Raw genomic sequence first — 16,328 nt, 5'->3', positions numbered from 1 at the left:
GTCCACCGCACCGTCGCTGGAGGATCGGCCGCGGCGTTTCTACAGGTTCACAACGTCGTGACCACATCGTTGTTCCGAAAAATGCGGCTGCGCGCTTCGGACAAGCCCATGAAATTGCTGGCGCTGGCCGGTTTCACCGGACCCGGGAACCTTTCTCTAGCCATTCCGTTTCAGCCTGCGGCTGAGCCTATCGCGGCTCGGTGTGCGACAACGGAGTGGGGCATGCGATTTGCGGCGGTGCTGAACCGGGATGGCGGCACGTTGCGGACAACCGATCTTTCCGGCTTCTGTGACCGGCTGCGCCAAACGCTCGAGGCGGCCGGCCATTCCGTGGATGTCGATGTGGTTGCCGGCGAAGACATTGCAGCGGCCCTCCAAAAGGCGGCCCGGCGGCGCGACGTCGATGTCGTACTGGCCGGCGGCGGCGACGGCACCATTTCGGCCGCAGCCGGCCTGCTGATGAACCGCAAGACGGCGCTGGCCATCCTGCCGGCAGGCACGATGAACCTCTTCGCCCGCGGGCTCGGCGTTCCGCAGACGCTCGACGCGGCGCTGAAGTCCTTTGCCGATGGCGAGGTGATAGCGGTCGACATGGCGAGCGCCAATGGCCGGCCTTTCATCCACCAATTCTCCATCGGCCTGCACGCCAAGATGGTGCAGCTGCGCGAGGGCATGGAATTCGGCTCGCGCCTTGGGAAGATGCGGGCCTCGGCGCGTGCCGCCTGGGCGACGATCAAGAACCCGCCGGCCTTGAAGGTGACACTCACCATCGGCGAGGCCGAGATCGTGACCCGCGCCACCGGCATCGGTGTCACCAACAACCTGTTCGGCGAGGGCCACCTGCCCTATGCCGACAACCCCGCCGGCGGCGTGCTCGGCATCTACATCTCGGTGGCGCGCAGGCGTGGCGAGCTGGTCAGGGTCTTCTTCGACATGGCGCGTGGCAAATGGCGCGACAGCGCCCATGTCGAAATCCATCAGGCGGAGAGTGCCAGGCTGAAAATCCATGCCGCGAGCAGCAAATACCGCGCCGTTATGGATGGCGAGCTCGTCCAACTCGAACGCGAGACCGAGATCGCAATTCACCCCGGTGCGCTAAAGGTGCTGGTGCCGTCTCGGGTCGCGCGGGCAGAGGCGGCGTGATGCACCGGGAAACGAGATGGACGCGGACGTGGCCTCTAGCCCTTGGGCCCCTGCTCGGTGGTCGGAGCTTTGATGACTTCGCCATAAATCTCCGCGATCCCCCACGCAACGAATGCCAGAAGCAGCCCTGCGACAAGAATCTTGAGCACATTGACCCCCCAGCGTCCCTGGCGGGCTTTCTCCTCGGGAATGATCTTGGTCATGGTCGGCCTCCGTATCGTTTGGCACCGGCCGGCGCGTCTGGCAGAATATGGTCGGGTAACGGTTCCTCGCCGCGAAGGTTCCGCAGCCTGGGGCGTTGGCATATGTCGGCACCGCGGGTGCTGGCTGCAGGACGCGGCATTTGGGGGCTTGGTGGATAGCAGGGTGCGCAAAACGCCGGGACTGCCGGCCGATGTCCTTGGCGCGGTGAAGGCGGAGCACCGCCTGGCCGTGCTTCATGGTCTGCTTGACACGGAGCCCGATCCTGATTTCGACCGCGTCACCGGTCTTGCCGCCGCTGTGCTTCAGGCACCGATCGCGCTGATCACCCTCGTCGATGCCGAGCGCCAGTGGTTCAAATCCAGCCTGGGCCTGGGCGAAACCGAAACCACCACCGGAATGCCCTTCAGTGCACATGCCATCGCCGCCGGCGACGAGCCGATGGTGGTGACCGACGCGACCCTCGACCCACGCTTCGCCGCGAGTCCCGCAGTCACCGGCAAGCATCATGTCCACTTCTATGCCGGCGTGCCGATGGTCGTGGCAGGCGCCCGCATCGGCACGCTCTGCGTGCTCGACCGCAAGCCGCGCGCCTTTCCGTCGGCTGATCAGCTCGGCCAGCTGAAGGCGCTGGCCGAACTCGCCGCCAGCCTGTTCGCGCTGAAGGACGCAACCCGCAGCGGCGCTATCGCAAAAGAGGCGCTGGCGCAGGAGGAAAAGCGCCGCGCCATCGCCCTCGACGCCGCCTCGCTCGCCAGTTGGGCATGGGACATCCGCACCGACATCATCGAATGCGACGTGCTGCTGTCCGAACTTTTCAACCTGCCGCGCTCGAACCGGCTGAAGGCGCGCGACATCCTGGCGGCCATCGATCCGCGCGACGTCTATCAGACCGAGACGCGCTTTCGCGACGCGCTGACCGGTAGCGATGACTATTTCGGCGAATACCGGGTGAAGGGTATCTACCCGCCGCGCTGGATCGCCACGCGTGGCCGCGTCATCGAACGCGAGGACGACGGCAAGCCGACACTGATCTTCGGCGTCAACTACGACATTACCGAGCGCAAGCTCGGCGACGAGCGCCAGCGGCTGTTGCTGCGCGAGCTGAACCACCGGGTCAAGAACACGCTGGCGACGGTGCAGGCGCTGGCGACGCAGACCGTTCGCCACGCCCGCCGGCCGAGCGAGTTCTTGGAAGCCTTCGGCGCAAGGCTGCAGGCGCTGGGCGCCGCCCACAACCTCCTGTCCGATCGCGAATGGCGCGGCATCGGCATCAACGAGCTGGTGCAGGTCGAGGTCAAGCCGTTCGATAGCGCCGAGCAGCCGCGCATGACGATCACTGGCGACGACTTGCTGCTCACCCCCGACCAGGCGGTCGGGCTCGGACTGATCCTGCATGAACTGGCAAGCAACGCCCTGCAGCACGGATCGCTGTCGGTAGCGTCCGGCAGGGTCGAACTCGGCTGGAAGACGCACGGCAGAAAGGGCACTCGTCGCCTGGTGCTGACCTGGCGCGAAACCGGCGGCCCTCAGGTGGAGCCGCCGGATCGTCACGGCTTCGGCTCGATCCTGATCCGCCGCGGCCTGACCAAGGTCATCTCCAGCGCAGTGAAGCACGAATTCCGCCCGGACGGCGTCTTTGCCGAAATATCGATGCCGTTGGAGGATCTGCCCAAATAGCTATGGAACTTGAGCAATTCCAGGACAAGTGCGAACCGGTTACCTGGAATCGTTCTAGCCTGTCTCGTTGTCCGGATCCTTGCCGTGGTCCGGCTTCGCATTCTCCCGGTAGATCGCATAGGCAACCAACGCCAGCGCCGGACCAAGAACGGCGCCGAGCCCGCCCTTCCCCTTGAGCAGAACTGGTAGCGCGGCGAGCGCGGCGGTGATGCCAAGCGCCTTCATATCGGCGAGGCGCCGGCGTGCCCGGCGCCGCGCCCGCAGGCCCGCCGACAACTGGTAGACAACAAGGATAAGTCCGGCGATCAAGAGGAAGCCGATGCCGAAGCCCAGCGAGGCCGCCATCGGGCCATAGCGTCCGGCGGCCCAGATATAGGCCGCGCCGATGAGGAAGCCGAGGCCGGTGAGTGCCGCGAGCGCCGCAACGCCGTAGACGATCGCCATCGTCCGCGCGCGGCCGAGCGCCGCGACGGCCTCGCCGGAGGCGACAGCCGAAATCAGCGATGCCAGCATTCCCATCTGTGCGGAACTAGCGCCGCGCCAGAAGCGCGAACAGAAAGCCGACACCTGCCGCGATCGCCAGCGAGGTCACCGGCTTTTCGCGCACATTGGCGGCGATCTGCGCCTCGATGTCCCTGGCATTGCCGCGCAATCCTTCGAAGGCAGCTTCGCCTTGGGCGCGCAATTGCTCGACGCCTTCGCTGGCGGCCCGCCGCGCCGTTCCATAGCCGTGCTCGCCGGTCTTCGCCAACTGCTTGGTCAGTTTTTCGATGTCGGCTTTCAGTTGCCTGATGTCGGCTTCGAGGTCTGGACTCGTCCGGCCGTCATTCGCGGCTCTTCCTGCGGCGCTCGCCATGGCTTAACTCCTTGCGTTTGCTTGCTTTCAACGCCCGACACACGGCAAGGTTCCGAGCCAGTAAATGGAATTGGCGGAACCCTTCGGCGAGGCCGTGCCGGATCCGGACCGCTCGCTCCTGTCTCATCAAAAATTCGTCGGCGCTCCGACATAACTTTTTAAATGACAGCGCGCCCGATAGCGCTCATGACTGCCTCTTCTGGGAGGCATATCTGAGGAGATTTTGCTAGGTGCCATTGCTTGACGGATTGCGGATTCTCGTCCTGGAAGACGAATTCCTCATCGCCGCGGATGTCGAACAGCTGTGCCGCGACTATGGCGCCGGCGACGTGGTCGTTGCGGGCGACCTCACCGAGATCGAGCCGGAGCATGTGGCCGCCCGATTCGACGCCGCCATCGTCGACCTGATGCTGAGCGGCGCCTCTACCCTCGACTTCGCCTCGCGGCTGCGCGAATCCGGCCTGCCCTTCATCTTCGCCTCCGGCTATTCCGACCTGGACGAATTGAAGACGTCCTTTCCGGAGATCAGGCTGGTCAGCAAACCCTTCTCCGGGGAGGATCTTGTCGAGGCGGTGGCGGCGGCCTGCGGCCGCGGACCGCTGGCATGAGTGCTGAAAGCCGGCTTCGAGGTCGCCCGGACCCTTAGGCGGCGTTCGACCCTGTCACTTGCGCCGATATCGCATCCGGACCGTACTCGTCTTCGCCGGATATCTTCAGGATTTCCTGCAGCCTGGCACGTGCACGGCTGACACGGCTCTTGATCGTTCCGACGGCGCAGCCGCAGATTTCCGCCGCTTCCTCGTAGGAAAAGCCCGATGCACCGATCAGGATGATGGCTTCGCGCTGATCCTCCGGCAACTGTTCGAGCGCGCCTCGAAAATCCTTCAGATCGAGCTGGCCGTGCTGGGCCGGATGAACGGCGAGCCTCGCCGTCATGATGCCGTCGCTGTCCTGCACTTCGCGGCCGCGCTTGCGCATCTGCGAATAGAACTCGTTGCGCAGGATTGTGAACAGCCAGGCCTTGAGATTGGTGCCCGGCTGGAAGCTTTCATGCTTGTCCCAGGCCTTGACCAGCGTTTCCTGCACCAGATCGTCGGCCTTGTCGGCGTTTTGCGTCAGCGATACCGCAAAGGCGCGCAGGCTCGGGATCGAGCCGAGCAGGTCGGTCTTGAAGCTCTGCGAGACGGCCGCCATGCTTCAATCCTTTTTCCGTGCGGGGTCTGCCTGCTCCAATTGACTGAGCAATTGGGAGAAGCGGTCCGGCACCTGATCGGAGACCAGCTCGTCGTAATATTGCTTGAGTTTGCGGCCGATTTCCGAGTTTGGCCCGAGCGGGTCGCCGGAAATAGCCCGGCGCCTGCCTGCGGCGCCAGCCGAAGTGTCTTTCGTCATATCCTTCATTTCGCCCTTTATTTCCAGCACCCTGGCCGCCCCTAACACACAACGCAAAGCGGCACCCTCGTCTGGTTGCCCGTCCCGACCTCAAACGTCGTCCCCTTATATTAGTTCCACACCATAGGAACTTTTTCGGAAAGCCGGCGTTTCATTTTTTCGGGGCTTGCCATCGGCTTGACCGGCAACCTATGCAACTGCGTCATCTGAGGGAGACGTCAATCATGAGCCTTTCCGCCACCATCGCGCCGCATCTGCCGTTCCTGCGCCGCTTCTCGCGCGCCGTCTCCGGATCGCAGGAGAGCGGCGACGCGCTGGTCGCCGCGATGCTTGAGGCCATCATCTCCGATGTCGACATCTTTCCCCAGGCGTCGAACGACCGCATCGCGCTCTACAAGGTCTTCGCCAGGCTTTTCACGTCGGTCGCCATCCGTGTTCCGCAGGAACACGCACAGTCGGCATGGGAACAGCGGGCGGCCGCAAATCTCAACGCGATTGCCCCTCGGCCCCGGCAGGCCTTCCTGCTGGTCGCCGTCGAAGGCTTCAGCGAGGACGAGGCGGCCGAGATCCTGGATGCCGACGAGCAGGAATTCTCCGATCTGCTTGCCCAGGCGAGCAACGAGATTTCCCGCCAGGTGGCGACCGACGTGCTGATCATCGAGGACGAGCCGCTGATCGCCATGGACATCGAGGAAATGGTCGAGAGCCTTGGCCATCGCGTCGTCGGCACCGCGCGCACCCATGCCGAGGCGGTGGCGATTTTCGGCAAGACCAGGCCGAAGATGGTGCTGGCCGACATCCAGCTTGCCGACGGCAGCTCGGGCATCGAGGCCGTCAACGAGATCCTGTCCTCCACGCCGGTGCCGGTGATCTTCATCACCGCCTTTCCCGAGCGCCTGCTGACCGGTGAGCGGCCGGAACCGGCCTTCCTGGTGACCAAGCCGTTCAACCCGGACATGGTGAAGGCGCTGATCAGCCAGGCGCTGTTCTTCGATCGGCAGGCCAAGGCTGCGGCGTAGTACGGGGTGCCGCGCGCCCCGCCGCCGTCCGCCATCCCGCATGAAATAGAGCTTTTCGGCGCGTCTCGGACGGGCGTCGCGGCGAGACTTTGGAATTCGCATCCCACCCCTTCCAGGGATCGTCTTTTTCGGTAAATGGTGGAACAAACGCTACCCACCCACGTTTTACCGCAGCATAGGAAGGAGACGGATCATGCTTTACTGGGCGCTCGTTTTTCTCGTCGTGGCGATCATCGCCGGTGCGCTTGGTTTCGGCGGCATCGCCGGCACCTCGGCCGGCATCGCGCAGATACTCTTCTTCATCTTCCTCGCCTTCCTGATCATCTCGCTCATTGCCGGCCTGTTCAAACGGGCGTGAGGGCGAGCCTCCGAACACTGGAAGCCGCACCCCTCAAACGGTTTCCAGCCCCCGCCGGGCGGTATCCTCCAACGAGATGCCGCTCGGCGGACCGTATCTGGATCCTCATTTCAGGAACCCATTTTGCAATAGGCCGTTCAGCCTGAGTTCGGTGGCAAGCGATCGATGCGTTCCAAGGCCGCAAACATGAGCAACAGCGGGCAGGGCGAAGAGGTCATCGCCCTGCATCCGGCCGAAAGCGGAATGCAGCTTGGCCGGGCTCTTCTCCACGCGCTGCACAACGCCGGCATCTCGGTGCTCTACCAGGACCGCGAGATGAAGACGATCTGGGCGCGCAACATGCGCGCGCCATGGGCCTCGGACACGCCAGACAGCAACGGCATCCTGCCGCCGGCGCAGGCCGAGCGTATCGGCGCCGCCAAGCGCAGCGTCATAGCCTCCGGCAACCCTGAACGGCTCGAGCTCGGCGTGCCCGCCGAAGACGGCGTCCGCTGGTTCCAGGTCTGGATCGACGCCGATCACAGCGACGGCGGCGAGGTGCAGGGCGTCGTCACCACCATGGTCGAGACCACCGAGCAGAAGCGCCGCGAGCAAACGCTCAAGACGCTGCTGCGCGAGGTCAGCCACCGCTCGAAGAACCTGCTCGCCATCATCCAGAGCATCGCCAGCCAGACCAGTCGCTATTCCGGAACGTCGGGTGATTTCCTAACGCGCTTCCGCGGCCGGCTGCAGTCGTTGGCCGCCTCGCAGGATTTGGTGACATCCTCCAACTGGCGGGGTGCGGAGCTTCACGAGCTCGTTTCCGGCCAGGTCGGCCGCTATGCCGCCGACCCCAGACGCTGCGTGCGCTTCGAGGGCGCAAACCCCTACCTCAATCCCAACGCCGCCTTGCATGTCGGTCTCGCCATGCATGAGCTCGCCGTCAATTCGGTTAGCTACGGCGCCCTGTCGCGGCCGAACGGCCATGTCAAGGTGACGGCCAGACTGACGACTGCCGCCGACGGCGAACCTGCTCTGTCGCTGATCTGGGTCGAAGCCATCGGAGGCCGTGAGGTCGGGCACAACGAGAAGCGCTTTGGCAGCGTCGCCCTGGAACGCGTCGTGCCGACGTCGCTGAACGGCACGGCGACGCTCGAGATCACGGAAGATCGCCTCGAATATGGCCTCGTCATTCCCAAGGGCAATTTCGAAACGGACTGACATGGATCGACAGGCGCGCCGAAGACGGCGCTGTGGCCCGCGGACAACATCCTTAACCGGCTGTTCACCATAAAGTCCGATGCTGTTCTTCCCAGATGACGCTGAAACCTGGCGATGGCCTGCGGCCGCCGTCGGGTCCGGCGCAACAGGGGAGGAATCGTCTTGACGGTTGCCGACATGAACAGGCTGGAGCAGGCCGCTCGCGTCTCGATGAGCGGTTTCCAGGATGCCGAAGCTCCGCCCTCGACCTCGGCCCGCGCCACCCATCCCGTGCTTCGGCTGGTCGCCGTTGCCTTGGTCGCGGCCATCGCGCTGACACTGGCCACGCAGTTCAACTGACGCCCGCGATCCGCTGTCGCGCGCCTGACCGCCAATTTATTCGATGCGGCACCGCCTGCGCAGGAACTTTGCCCGTTTTGGTCCGTTTTTGTGGCGAGAGGATTCTCGCCATGGAACATATCGCTGCCTTGCTGCTGGTTATCGGCTGCTCCGGCTCCATGACCGAATGCCGCGAATTGTCGGTGCCAGTCAGCGTCTTCGAGACCGCCGAACAATGCACTGCCGAGCGGCCTTTCGCCATGGCCGACGTTCAGGGTCAGGCTGCTCATGTCGTTGCCGAGTGCCTCGCTGTCGATCCGGCGCTGGAGGACGACTACGACCAGGTCGTCTGGAACGTGCGTGCGGATGGCACGCTCGACGCATCATTGCAGGTATCCAGCCTCGTCCTTGCCTCCAACAACAGTGCGCGCCCCGAAAAAACCTATCTTGGTCAACAATAAAATCGAGCGGGCCAAGGCTGTTGTTTCATGTTAAATGGCGGTTGTAGCCTCCTAAAGTGAGGACAAAGGAGAGGTGACTCTATGCGGAAGATGATTATTGCCATGGTTGCGGTGGTCGCTGTCAGCGGCTGCAGCACGACCGAGCAGGACGTTGGCGTTGGCGCCGGTGTCGGCGCTGTCGCCGGTGGCCTGATCGGCGGCACCAAGGGCGCGCTGATCGGTGCGGCCGTCGGCGCCGGCTCGGGTCTGCTGGTCCGCAACCTGCGCAATGGCTATTGCCAGTATCGCGACAATCGCGGCCGTCTCTACACGGCACGCTGCTGATCGCTTCGCATCAGGCGCAATAGGAACGGAGGCCGGCTCGTCCGGTCTCCGTTTGTTTGTGCCGCCTGAAAATGACCGTTCAGAGCGAACGGGATCCATTCACCCCGCCAGCGGGACCCTGATTACCACCACCAGCCCCTCGGCGCGAAAATCGCGCTTGATCGTGCCGCCCAATTCGCGCGTGACGTTGAGGTCTATCAGCTTGGTGCCGAAGCCTGTCTTGGCCGGTGCTTCGAGCTGCTTCTGCCCGGCCTCTCGCCAGTTGAGCACCAACGTCCGATCCCGGCCGCGCCCTTCCAGCAACCAGTCGACCTTGAGTGCTCCCACGGAATTGCCGGCCTCGCCATATTTCAGTGCGTTCGTCGCCAGTTCGTGGAAGGTCAGGCCGAGCGCCTGGGTGGTTGTCTCGTCAAGCAGCACCTCCGGCCCCGACAATATGTCTTCGGGAAGCTCCTTGCCGAACACCTGGCCGAGCTCGATGCGCAGGAGATCGCCGAGATCGGCCTTCTGCCAGCGCGAGCGGGTCAGCATGTCCTGGGACGCTGCCATCGCCTGCAGCCGCGCCGCGAAGGATGACGAGAACTCCTTCACGTCGGTGGCGTGCGAGGCCGTCTGGCGCGCTATCGCCAGCACCCGCGTGATCGAATTCTTGATGCGATGCTTCATTTCCTGCAGCATCAGCTCCTTTTCGAGCAGGCTCTTTTCCGTCGTCTCGTGTAGCAGCGACACTGCGTCGTAAGCCCGCTCCTGATAGCGCGCCACCAGCGCGATCGCGCCGGCGAGCAGCAGCCCGAACAGGCCGAGCATCACCGGAATGGCGCGCGACGAAGGCAGCGAGAAAGCGCTTGTCGGCCGAAACAGCACAGTCCAGGGACGGCCGGCGACGACGATCTTGCGGGTCACCAGCAGCCTGTCGCCAAAGGTCTCCACCGGCGGCGTCTCCGACCGGAAAAGGAGATTGTCGGCGTCAGGCTGGCCGTCATAGATCTCCGTGTTGACCGGCAGGAGCGGCGTGCGGCTGAGCGCCGTCTGGAACAGATCGCGGGCACGAAACGCCGCATAGAGGAAACCAGCGGTCGAGGAGCGGCTGGCGTTGATGACTTCGGGCGCGGTCTCGATATTGAGCCGCACGAAGACCAGGAAGCCGGGGAAGGTCTGAGTGGCACCGGTTCCCTGGCCGAGCTGGACCAGACCGCTTGCATGCTGCTGATCGTCGGCCATTGCCTTTTCGATCGCCGCCCGCCGCGCCGGCTCGGTGAACATGTCGAAGCCGATGCTGGCCTGGTTGGACGGGTCTATCGGCTCGAACATCACGATCGGCGTGCGCCAGGGTTGCGTCGTGGCAGGGTAGACCTGATGGGCGACGCCGTGGTCGCGCAGGATGTCGCGCTCGACCGCCGCCTCGTCGCCGGCCTTGGCCAGCCGCAGGAAGCCGATGCCGCGCAGGCCGGCGAAATTGTTGTCGACATCGAGCGCGCTGAAGAACGCCTTGAACTCGCCGCGTGAAATGTCGCCATTGCGGGCGTCGAACAGCGCCTGGGTCGAGCGCAGCAGCGAAAGATGGAGATCGATACGGCTCTCGATGCGGTTGAGCGCGTCGTCTGCTGTCGCATCGAATTTGATTCGCGCCGCTTCCTGCGTGGCGAAATAGGCGAACCCCGCCATCGTCAGGCTGATCAGCGCGACGGCGATGAAGGCGACGATCGGGAAGAACTTCTTCAAAGGATGGCGGTGCCCCTGAGCATACGCTCCTTTATGAGCAAGTCGCCGCGGCAACACAATGGCGCTGTCAAACCATCATGACGCTTGGCCCATCCGCGAGCGTCACTTAGTTACAGACTCAAGCGGCGATCTTCAGCGCTCCCGGCCCAGGAATGGCGCCAGGCGGGCATTTGCCGAGGATGATCATGCCGAGCACCTCGTCCTGGGTGACGTCGCTGGTGCGCGCGGTGCCGACGACCTGGCCGTTCTTCATCACACAGACCCGGTCGGCGAGCTCGAACACGTCGTGGATGTCGTGGCTGATCAGGAAGATGCCGATGCCGTCGGCCTTGAGTTGCTTGACCAGTTCGCCGACCTGCGCCGTCTCCTGCGGCCCGAGTGCCGCCGTCGGCTCGTCCATGATCAGGATACGGGCATTGAACAGGATGGCGCGCGCGATTGCCACCGACTGCCTTTGGCCGCCGGAAAGCTTGATCACCGGCTCCTTGAAGCGCTGGAAACGCGGATTGAGTCGGCCCATCACCTTGCGCGCCTCGGCCTCCATCGCGACATCGTCGAGCGTGCCCCAGCCGGTCATCAGCTCGCGGCCGAGGAAGAGGTTGGCCGCGGCGTCGACATTGTCGGCGAGCGCCAGCGTCTGGTAGATCGTCTCGATGCCGTATTTCTTGGCGTCGCGCGGGTTGGAGATGTGCGCCTCCTCGCCATTGACGAAGATCTGGCCGGCGTCGCGCTTGTAGGCGCCGGACAGTATCTTGATAAGCGTCGACTTGCCGGCGCCGTTGTGGCCGAGCAGCGCCACCACCTCGCCGGGGAAGAGATCGATCGAGGCGTCGTCGACGGCGCGGATGCCGCCGAAGGCGATCGAGATGTTGCGCATGTCGATCAGCGGCGTGCCGGTGGTGGGAGCTGTCTTTTCCATGGTCGCGTCTCCTCCCTGAAGTTCTTGCTCAGACTCGCTTGCGGTAGACGGTGTCGAGCCAGACGGCGACGACCAGAACCGCGCCGACGACGATGCTCTGCAGCGGCGAGTCGATGCCGAGCAGCACCATGCCTGACTGCAGCGACTGCATCAAAAGCGCGCCGAGCATGGCTCCCAGCACGGTTCCCGAGCCGCCGGCGAGCGACGTGCCGCCGATGACGGCGGCGGCGATGACCAGCAGTTCGTCCAGCGTGCCCAGCGCGTTGGTCGCGGCGTTGAGGCGCGCCGACGAGATCGCCGCGCTGATCGAGGCCAGCACGCCCATAATCATGAACACCTTCATCGTCACCCAGCGCGTGTTGATGCCGGCGAGCGAGGCCGCTTCCGGATTGCCGCCGATGGCAAAGACATAGCGGCCGAAGCGGGTGCGCCTGGTGATGAAGGTCATGACGATGCCGACCGCGACCGCCATCAGCACCGGTATGGCGATGCCATGGGCGATGAACAGGCCGCCTTCGGGAATGGCGATGCCTTTCTGCTCGGCGTACTGGCGCACGATGCCGACCGGCCACGGATAGGAATTGGCGACCCAGACCGCGCCGAGGATGGCGGCGCAGGCGACGATGCCGAGGAAGATTTCGGCCCATACCGGGCGCAGCGGGAAATTGAACCGCTTGCGCTGCGAGCGGCCGTTGAGCAGCGCGAAAGCGGCCGCCGCGCAGGCGACGACGCCGACGACCCAGCTGGCTGTGGCGCCGATCGAGCCGCGCGGTCCGCCGCCCATCAGCTGGAAAGTGGCGTCGAGCGGCGCGACCGTGCGGCCGCTGGTGATCATCCAGGCCATGCCGCGCCAGACCAGCAGGCCACCCAGCGTGACGATGAAGGCCGGCACCTCCATGTAGGCGATGATGAAGCCCTGGAACGCGCCGATCGCCAGGCCAAGCACCACGCCGGCGGCGAGCGCGATGATCCAGAGCCACGGATTGCCGAGCTGGAAGCCAATGACTCGAATGAGGAATTCGGCCTGCGCCACGCCCATGATCATGCCGACCACGCCCTCGACGGAGCCGACGGAAAGGTCGATGTTGCGCATGACGATGACCAGCACCATACCGGTCGCCATGATCGCCACCGAGGAGGTCTGCACCGACAGGTTCCAAAGGTTGCGCGGGGTCAGGAAGAGCCCGCCCGACAGGACGTGGATGCCGATCCAGATGACCAGCAGCGCGCCGACCATGCCGAGCATGCGCGTGTCGAGTTCGGTTGCCTTAAGGAAGCGGCCGGCGGCGCTGAGTTCGGCTGCGCGTGCCCGGTCCGCGGCGACCGTGCTTGAGGTCGTATCGGTCATGATTTCCTCCCACCGGTTGCCGTCTGGCGCGGTTGCCGGAACATGATTCTATTGGCTTTCCCGGCTCACTTGAAGCCGGAAGCCGTTGCGAAGCGAAGCTCGATGGACGCCGCGGCTCTTGGGCCGCGGCGCCGAGTCTTCAAACCGGAAGGCTTGCCTCAGTTGCAGGCGGCGACGGCGCCGGCGGCAACGCCGGCGCAGACTTCGTCCTTCTTGATCCAGCCCGCGTCGATGACGACGTTGAGGTTGTCCTTGGTGATCGCCACCGGCGTCAGGAACAGCGACTTGACGGTGTTGCCGCCCGGCGTGGTGAAATCCTTGACGCCGGCGATGTCTGTCATCTTCTTGCCGTCGGCGAGCGCCGAGGCGATCTCGGCGGCGTTCTTGCCGAGCTCGCGCGCGTCCTTCCACACCGACACGGTCTGCGTGCCGAGTGCGATGCGGTTCAGCGCGGCGTGGTCGCCGTCCTGGCCCGACACCGGAACGGTCCCGGCGAGGCCCTGCGCCGTCAGCGCGGCGACGACGCCACCTGCGGTGCCGTCATTGGCCGCCACCACCGCATCGACCTTGTTGTCGTTGGCGGTCAGGAACTGCTCCATGTTCTTCTGCGCGTTGGCGGGCAGCCAGCCGTCGGTATAGGCCTCGCCGACATTCTTGACCTTGCCGCCGTCGATGGCTACCTTCAGGACTTCCATGGAGCCGGCGAACAGGAAATCGGCGTTCGGGTCGGCGCCCGAGCCCTTGATGAAGACATAGTTGCCTTCCGGCTTGACCTTGAACACTTCGCGGGCCTGCATACGGCCGACTTCCTTGTTGTCGAAGGTCAGGTAGAAGACGTCCTTGTTCTCGATCAGCCGATCGTAGCCGACGACTGGAATGCCTTCGTCCAGCGCCTTCTGCACCGCCGGTCCGACCGCGGAGGCGTCCTGCGCCAGCACGATCAGGGCGTTGGCGCCCTGCGATATCAGGCTTTCGACGTCGGTCAGCTGCTTGCCCGGATTGGACTGCGCGTCGGCGGAAATATACTTGTCGCCGGCCGCCTCGATGGCCTTCTTCATCGCCGCTTCATCGGTCTTCCAGCGTTCTTCCTGGAAGTTCGACCAGGAAACACCGATCACCTTGTCCTTCGCCTCGGCGACCGACGCGAGCGTCAACGACATGGCGACACCCGCCAGCATGGCGGCTGCGAATTTCTTCATGATATCCTCCCTGCGCCATTGCGGCGCGACCCAGACTGGCCCTGAGGCCGGCATAGAGGCTTTTTTTCGAGCCTCGAAAAAATAGTGATCCAACGCCGGAGCGCTGTCAACATTGATTCTGCTGGATTCTGACGCCCCTGCGAATTTTTTTCGAGCTCCGTAATAAATAAATGACAGGCCGGCCCGCTTCTGCCACAATTCATACGGTGTCCGCCGACGGCCCCTTGAGATCAAAAACGGCCGCGACGACCGGGAGGAAATAGGGCATGTCGGTTGGAATCCGCCACGACGATCTGCGCCGACGCAACCGGGCGATGGTGATTTCGGCCGTGCGCCGCGCCGGCCAGCCGTCGCGGACCGAGATCGCCGCCACCACCGGCCTCAGCCATTCGACCATCTCGGCGATCTCGTCCGACCTGATCCAGGAAGGCATCCTGACCGAGAGCAAGGCAAACGAGGCTGTTTCGCTGAAGCGCGGCCGGCCGCAGGTCGGGCTTGCGCTCAATCCGGAAGCCACGGCGGTGATGACGGTGGTCCTGTCGCTGAACTTCCTTTCCGTCGCCGTCATCGACTACGCCGGGCAGGTCATTGCCGAAGAGCAGCGCCGCCTCGACACGGCGATCATGCCGCGCGACGAGCTGATCGGCGAATGCGTGGCCATCGTCCGGCGCCGCTTCGAGGATCCCGATCTCGACGTCCGCGGCGTCGCCCGCATCGCCATGGGCATCCAGGGCATCACCGACACCCATGCCCGCGCCATGTTGTGGTCGCCGATCACGCCGCAGACCGACATCGCCTTCGCCGACATACTGGAAGCCGAATTCGGCGTTCCGGCCACCATGGAGAACGACTGCAACATGATGGCGGTGGCCCTGCAGTGGCGTGACCCTGACCGCTACCGCGACGACTTCATCGCCATCCTGCTGTCGCACGGCATCGGCATGGGGCTGGTGCTGAAGGGAGAGCTGTTCACCGGCACCCATTCCTCGGGCGGCGAATTCGGCCATATGATCCACCGGCCGGGCGGCGCGCTCTGCCGCTGCGGGCGGCGCGGCTGCGTCGAGGCCTATGCCGGCAACTACGCCATCTGGCGCAATGCCAAGGAGATGGGCGAGGACGCCGAGCCGGTCGATGTCAGCGACGCCGACATGCGCTCGCTCGCAGCGCGGGCGCGCGCCGGCGACGGTCCGGAGCGCCAAGCCTATCGCAAGGCCGGCGAGGCGCTCGGCTTCGGCCTCGGCAGCCTGTTCGCGCTGATCGATCCCGCACCGGTCGCCATGGTCGGCGTCAGCGCCGCCGCCTTCGACCTGATCGAGCCGGCGCTGCGCGAGGCGATCGCCCAGACCGCCGGCGGCCAGCATTCGAAATCGATCTCGTTCGACACCGAGCCGAACGAACTGCCGCTGATCCGCGAGGGCTGCGCCATGCGCGCGCTCGGCTTTGTCGACCAGGAGATTTTCGCGCCAGGCGTCCAGGCGAAAGGCAGCGCCGCCGGGAAGAGCGTGGCCTGAGCGTCAATCTTCCCTGATCGCGTAGCCCGCGCCGCGTATGGTGCGGATGACATCCGGCATGCGGCCATTGTTGACCGCCTTGCGCAAGCGCCCGACATGCACGTCCACGGTGCGCTCGTCGATGTAGATCGTCTCGCCCCAGACATTGTCGAGCAGCTGGCTGCGCGAGAACACCCGGCCGGGATGCCGCATCATGAATTCGAGCAGCCGGAATTCGGTCGGGCCGAGCCGGATCTCGCTCTTCTTGCGGTAAACGCGATGCGACTCGCGATCGAGCACGATGTCGCCGACCTTCAGCATGCTGGACAGGACTTCCGGCTTGGCGCGGCGTAGCAGCGCCTTCACCCGCGCCATGAACTCCGGCGTAGAGAACGGCTTGACCAGATAGTCGTCGGCGCCGGTCGAAAGGCCGCGCACCCGGTCGCTTTCCTCGCCGCGCGCCGTCAGCATGATGATCGGCAGCCGCTCGGTCTCCGGCCGCATCCTGAGGCGCCGGCAGAGCTCGATGCCGGAAACCGCCGGCACCATCCAGTCGAGCACCAGCAAATCGGGCACGTTTTCCTGCAGCCGGATCTCGGCCTCGTCGCCGCGTGTGACCACCTCGACCTGGTAGCCTTCCGATTCCAGATTGTAGCGGAGCAGCACCCCCAGCGGCTCCTCGTCCTCCACCACCATGA

At 64.7% G+C, this 16,328-nt stretch carries 20 protein-coding genes; 10 read left to right on the top strand and 10 right to left on the bottom strand.

What is annotated here, in order from left to right; translation table 11 throughout:
• The first annotated feature begins 222 nt into the window (after positions 1 to 222).
• The gene (locus tag EOA33_RS02480; RefSeq protein ID WP_126058003.1) at positions 223 to 1,143 is read left to right on the top strand and encodes a diacylglycerol kinase family protein; all 921 of its coding nucleotides are present in this window, start codon (positions 223 to 225) and stop codon (positions 1,141 to 1,143) included.
• 35 nt (positions 1,144 to 1,178) lie between these two features.
• On the opposite strand, the gene EOA33_RS38835 is transcribed toward EOA33_RS02480, so the two are convergent.
• Complete coding sequence (locus EOA33_RS38835) at positions 1,179 to 1,346, bottom strand: hypothetical protein (RefSeq protein ID WP_189347266.1); 168 nt, start codon at positions 1,344 to 1,346, stop codon at positions 1,179 to 1,181.
• 151 nt (positions 1,347 to 1,497) lie between these two features.
• On the opposite strand from EOA33_RS38835, the gene EOA33_RS02475 reads away from it, so the two are divergent.
• The gene (locus EOA33_RS02475; RefSeq protein WP_189347273.1) at positions 1,498 to 3,024 is read left to right on the top strand and encodes an HWE histidine kinase domain-containing protein; all 1,527 of its coding nucleotides are present in this window, start codon (positions 1,498 to 1,500) and stop codon (positions 3,022 to 3,024) included.
• A gap of 54 nt (positions 3,025 to 3,078) precedes the next feature.
• On the opposite strand, the gene EOA33_RS02470 is transcribed toward EOA33_RS02475, so the two are convergent.
• Both EOA33_RS02470 and EOA33_RS02465 read right to left on the bottom strand, forming a co-directional pair.
• Entirely contained in the window at positions 3,079 to 3,543 is a 465-nt protein-coding gene (locus tag EOA33_RS02470) for a hypothetical protein (protein WP_126058001.1), read from the bottom strand.
• Positions 3,544 to 3,553: 10 nt separating this feature from the next.
• Positions 3,554 to 3,880, bottom strand: a complete 327-nt coding sequence (locus EOA33_RS02465) for a DUF883 family protein (protein WP_126058000.1) — start codon at positions 3,878 to 3,880, stop codon at positions 3,554 to 3,556.
• Positions 3,881 to 4,116: 236 nt separating this feature from the next.
• Here EOA33_RS02465 and EOA33_RS02460 point away from each other — a divergent pair, with 236 nt between their 5' ends.
• On the top strand, positions 4,117 to 4,488 hold the full coding sequence (locus tag EOA33_RS02460) for a response regulator (protein ID WP_126059340.1): 372 nt from the start codon (positions 4,117 to 4,119) through the stop codon (positions 4,486 to 4,488).
• A gap of 34 nt (positions 4,489 to 4,522) precedes the next feature.
• Here the strand turns inward: EOA33_RS02460 and EOA33_RS02455 are convergent, their stop codons facing one another.
• A complete protein-coding gene (locus tag EOA33_RS02455; protein WP_126057999.1) occupies positions 4,523 to 5,074 on the bottom strand; it encodes an RNA polymerase sigma factor in 552 nt (183 codons plus the stop codon).
• 3 nt (positions 5,075 to 5,077) lie between these two features.
• Positions 5,078 to 5,281, bottom strand: coding sequence for a NepR family anti-sigma factor (locus EOA33_RS02450; RefSeq protein ID WP_126059339.1), 204 nt, complete (start codon positions 5,279 to 5,281; stop codon positions 5,078 to 5,080).
• 215 nt (positions 5,282 to 5,496) lie between these two features.
• On the opposite strand from EOA33_RS02450, the gene EOA33_RS02445 reads away from it, so the two are divergent.
• From EOA33_RS02445 to EOA33_RS02425, 6 genes are all read left to right on the top strand, one after another.
• Complete coding sequence (locus EOA33_RS02445) at positions 5,497 to 6,291, top strand: response regulator (protein ID WP_126057998.1); 795 nt, start codon at positions 5,497 to 5,499, stop codon at positions 6,289 to 6,291.
• 193 nt (positions 6,292 to 6,484) lie between these two features.
• Entirely contained in the window at positions 6,485 to 6,649 is a 165-nt protein-coding gene (locus EOA33_RS02440) for a DUF1328 domain-containing protein (RefSeq protein ID WP_036240811.1), read from the top strand.
• Between the two features lie 186 nt (positions 6,650 to 6,835).
• The gene (locus EOA33_RS02435) at positions 6,836 to 7,849 is read left to right on the top strand and encodes a sensor histidine kinase (RefSeq protein WP_245455356.1); all 1,014 of its coding nucleotides are present in this window, start codon (positions 6,836 to 6,838) and stop codon (positions 7,847 to 7,849) included.
• Positions 7,850 to 8,011: 162 nt separating this feature from the next.
• Complete coding sequence (locus tag EOA33_RS38830; RefSeq protein WP_189347275.1) at positions 8,012 to 8,188, top strand: hypothetical protein; 177 nt, start codon at positions 8,012 to 8,014, stop codon at positions 8,186 to 8,188.
• A gap of 110 nt (positions 8,189 to 8,298) precedes the next feature.
• Positions 8,299 to 8,628 (top strand): hypothetical protein, encoded by a 330-nt coding sequence (locus EOA33_RS02430; protein WP_126057996.1) that lies wholly within the window; start codon positions 8,299 to 8,301, stop codon positions 8,626 to 8,628.
• Between the two features lie 81 nt (positions 8,629 to 8,709).
• A complete protein-coding gene (locus EOA33_RS02425; RefSeq protein ID WP_126057995.1) occupies positions 8,710 to 8,952 on the top strand; it encodes a YMGG-like glycine zipper-containing protein in 243 nt (80 codons plus the stop codon).
• A gap of 99 nt (positions 8,953 to 9,051) precedes the next feature.
• Here EOA33_RS02425 and EOA33_RS02420 read toward each other — a convergent pair whose 3' ends face one another.
• The 4 genes from EOA33_RS02420 to xylF form a co-directional block, all read right to left on the bottom strand.
• On the bottom strand, positions 9,052 to 10,674 hold the full coding sequence (locus EOA33_RS02420; RefSeq protein ID WP_127404887.1) for a CHASE domain-containing protein: 1,623 nt from the start codon (positions 10,672 to 10,674) through the stop codon (positions 9,052 to 9,054).
• 118 nt (positions 10,675 to 10,792) lie between these two features.
• Positions 10,793 to 11,593 (bottom strand): ATP-binding cassette domain-containing protein, encoded by an 801-nt coding sequence (locus EOA33_RS02415; RefSeq protein WP_126057993.1) that lies wholly within the window; start codon positions 11,591 to 11,593, stop codon positions 10,793 to 10,795.
• 28 nt (positions 11,594 to 11,621) lie between these two features.
• Entirely contained in the window at positions 11,622 to 12,941 is a 1,320-nt protein-coding gene (locus tag EOA33_RS02410) for a sugar ABC transporter permease (RefSeq protein ID WP_126057992.1), read from the bottom strand.
• Between the two features lie 158 nt (positions 12,942 to 13,099).
• The gene (gene xylF, locus EOA33_RS02405) at positions 13,100 to 14,140 is read right to left on the bottom strand and encodes a D-xylose ABC transporter substrate-binding protein (protein ID WP_126057991.1); all 1,041 of its coding nucleotides are present in this window, start codon (positions 14,138 to 14,140) and stop codon (positions 13,100 to 13,102) included.
• Between the two features lie 266 nt (positions 14,141 to 14,406).
• Between xylF and EOA33_RS02400 the strand changes: the two genes are divergently transcribed.
• Positions 14,407 to 15,651 carry an ROK family protein gene (locus EOA33_RS02400; protein ID WP_126057990.1) on the top strand — a complete coding sequence of 415 codons (1,245 nt, stop codon included), beginning with the start codon at positions 14,407 to 14,409 and terminating at the stop codon, positions 15,649 to 15,651.
• Positions 15,652 to 15,654: 3 nt separating this feature from the next.
• On the opposite strand, the gene phoB is transcribed toward EOA33_RS02400, so the two are convergent.
• Entirely contained in the window at positions 15,655 to 16,326 is a 672-nt protein-coding gene (gene phoB / locus EOA33_RS02395; RefSeq protein ID WP_127404886.1) for a phosphate regulon transcriptional regulator PhoB, read from the bottom strand.
• Positions 16,327 to 16,328: the final 2 nt, after the last annotated feature.

Origin of the sequence: Mesorhizobium sp. M4A.F.Ca.ET.050.02.1.1 (assembly GCF_003997725.1) — a bacterium.
Lineage (GTDB): Bacteria > Pseudomonadota > Alphaproteobacteria > Rhizobiales > Rhizobiaceae > Mesorhizobium.
Note: the sequence above shows the minus strand (reverse complement) of the source record. Positions and strands in the feature narration are given on the sequence as shown.

Excerpts from the sequence above, each read along its gene's own strand:
- EOA33_RS02480 (WP_126058003.1), top strand. The coding sequence starts at position 223 with ATGCGATTTGCGGCGGTGCTGAACCGGGATGGCGGCACGTTGCGGACA.
- EOA33_RS38835 (WP_189347266.1), bottom strand. The coding sequence starts at position 1,346 with ATGACCAAGATCATTCCCGAGGAGAAAGCCCGCCAGGGACGCTGGGGG.
- EOA33_RS02470 (WP_126058001.1), bottom strand. The coding sequence starts at position 3,543 with ATGGGAATGCTGGCATCGCTGATTTCGGCTGTCGCCTCCGGCGAGGCC.
- EOA33_RS02465 (WP_126058000.1), bottom strand. The coding sequence starts at position 3,880 with ATGGCGAGCGCCGCAGGAAGAGCCGCGAATGACGGCCGGACGAGTCCA.
- EOA33_RS02455 (WP_126057999.1), bottom strand. The coding sequence starts at position 5,074 with ATGGCGGCCGTCTCGCAGAGCTTCAAGACCGACCTGCTCGGCTCGATC.
- EOA33_RS02450 (WP_126059339.1), bottom strand. The coding sequence starts at position 5,281 with ATGAAGGATATGACGAAAGACACTTCGGCTGGCGCCGCAGGCAGGCGC.
- EOA33_RS02445 (WP_126057998.1), top strand. The coding sequence starts at position 5,497 with ATGAGCCTTTCCGCCACCATCGCGCCGCATCTGCCGTTCCTGCGCCGC.
- EOA33_RS02440 (WP_036240811.1), top strand. The coding sequence starts at position 6,485 with ATGCTTTACTGGGCGCTCGTTTTTCTCGTCGTGGCGATCATCGCCGGT.
- EOA33_RS02435 (WP_245455356.1), top strand. The coding sequence starts at position 6,836 with ATGAGCAACAGCGGGCAGGGCGAAGAGGTCATCGCCCTGCATCCGGCC.
- EOA33_RS02430 (WP_126057996.1), top strand. The coding sequence starts at position 8,299 with ATGGAACATATCGCTGCCTTGCTGCTGGTTATCGGCTGCTCCGGCTCC.
- EOA33_RS02425 (WP_126057995.1), top strand. The coding sequence starts at position 8,710 with ATGCGGAAGATGATTATTGCCATGGTTGCGGTGGTCGCTGTCAGCGGC.
- EOA33_RS02415 (WP_126057993.1), bottom strand. The coding sequence starts at position 11,593 with ATGGAAAAGACAGCTCCCACCACCGGCACGCCGCTGATCGACATGCGC.
- EOA33_RS02410 (WP_126057992.1), bottom strand. The coding sequence starts at position 12,941 with ATGACCGATACGACCTCAAGCACGGTCGCCGCGGACCGGGCACGCGCA.
- xylF (WP_126057991.1), bottom strand. The coding sequence starts at position 14,140 with ATGAAGAAATTCGCAGCCGCCATGCTGGCGGGTGTCGCCATGTCGTTG.
- EOA33_RS02400 (WP_126057990.1), top strand. The coding sequence starts at position 14,407 with ATGTCGGTTGGAATCCGCCACGACGATCTGCGCCGACGCAACCGGGCG.
- phoB (WP_127404886.1), bottom strand. The coding sequence starts at position 16,326 with ATGGTGGTGGAGGACGAGGAGCCGCTGGGGGTGCTGCTCCGCTACAAT.